Genomic DNA, 1517 nt, shown 5'->3' with positions numbered 1-1517 from the left:
GACGTACTTGCCGATTCAGACGCACTCGTTGAAGCGCTCATCGATGCACTTGTACTTGCAGATTCGCTAGCACTTGTTGAGGCACTCATGGATGCCGACGTACTTGCCGATTCAGATGCACTAGTTAAGGCACTCTGTGACGCGGACGTACTTGCCGACTCACTCGCACTCGTTAAAGCACTTTGTGATGCACTGATTGAGGCACTCATCGAAGCAGACGTCCGTGCTGATGCGCTAGCACTTGTTGAAGCACTTTGTAAGGCCGACGTACTGGCTGACATACTCGCACTTGTCGAAGCAGACTGGCTAGCGGAATCCGACAGAATAGCATCATTTTTATCATCAATATCCAAACCGGCTAGAGGCGACTCATCATAACGTTGTTGATAAACCGTATTCCCATCCGATGTCAGAATTCCACTCAGTGTTGATTCAACGATTGCTGTTGCAGTTCGAACATAAAGGTTTCGATTTGACCCTTCGGTAACAATTGTCCATTTCATATTATCCGCAACACCACCACCAATGGTTCTCCACTGCTGACGAACTGCCTTCAAATTTGAATAGGGCATTGAACTTGCTTTAGTCAATTTTGAAGTCCAATCTTCTGTTGTAATCAAATTCCCATTATCATGGTAAGTCATGGTTACAGAATTAATGGTATCATCTGATGTTACTAAAATACCAAATTCATTATTCGTATTAAAGGACGGCTTAATCGTTACTACCCAAGTAGTCTTGTTGGTTCCAGTATCATAAGAATAGGTCATCGATTGGATAATCGTATTTTTCCCACCCTCAGAAACATCTGATCCTGTCAAAGTACCTGAATAAATATACTGTCTACGACCATTTGAATCAAGATAAGTTTGAACAGCATTAGCTGTTGCTGCCAAATTGATGGCGATGCTTTGAGAACCATTTGAATTGACCAAATTTCCTGTGAAACCAGTCTGTTGCATAGTGCTCATCATTTGCTCAACAGCCAAGCCTAAACGACTGCGTTGCCCTTCAAAATCTCCCTCATTTTGAGAAAGCAAAGTGTTAGCTTTTGTCAACTCAGTACGAACAGTTTGGATGGCTTCACTAAGATCTGAACGAGCTTGGGCATCCGTCACACTATTTAAATAACGGTCTGCCAAACTGACAAGTAATTGTGCTTCAGATGCATTCTGTTCCAGAGTAGTCTTACTCATTGAAAGACTATTTGCTACTTCAGTTGATCCTAAGTCTTCAAGAGACAGACTAGTAGATTCACTGTAAGCAAGCGATAGTATCTCTGATGTATGTAAGCTCAAAGACTCCGAAGCACTTCCAATCGCTTGAGATTCAAAATTAGACAAGGTATCTTTTACAATACTTGCTTGGCTAACGAGACTGGTCAAATCTGATGTTGAAGCAGATAAGGCAGACTCCATAGTTTCTAGACTTGGCTTAACCGAAAGAATATAACTTTCCGTATCACCTAACTGAGCTAATCGACCAAGATAAGTTCCAATTTCAGTAGACAGTGAGTT

At 41.9% G+C, this 1517-nt stretch carries 1 pseudogene; it reads right to left on the bottom strand.

Annotated elements, in window-relative coordinates:
- A pseudogene (locus HMPREF2877_RS02140) lies at positions 1–1517 on the bottom strand (hypothetical protein); the annotation flags it as partial.

It is taken from the genome of Streptococcus sp. HMSC072D03 (genome assembly GCF_001812855.1).
Taxonomy (GTDB): Bacteria; Bacillota; Bacilli; order Lactobacillales; family Streptococcaceae; genus Streptococcus; species Streptococcus salivarius_D.
This window is presented reverse-complemented; position numbering and strand designations above follow the sequence as displayed.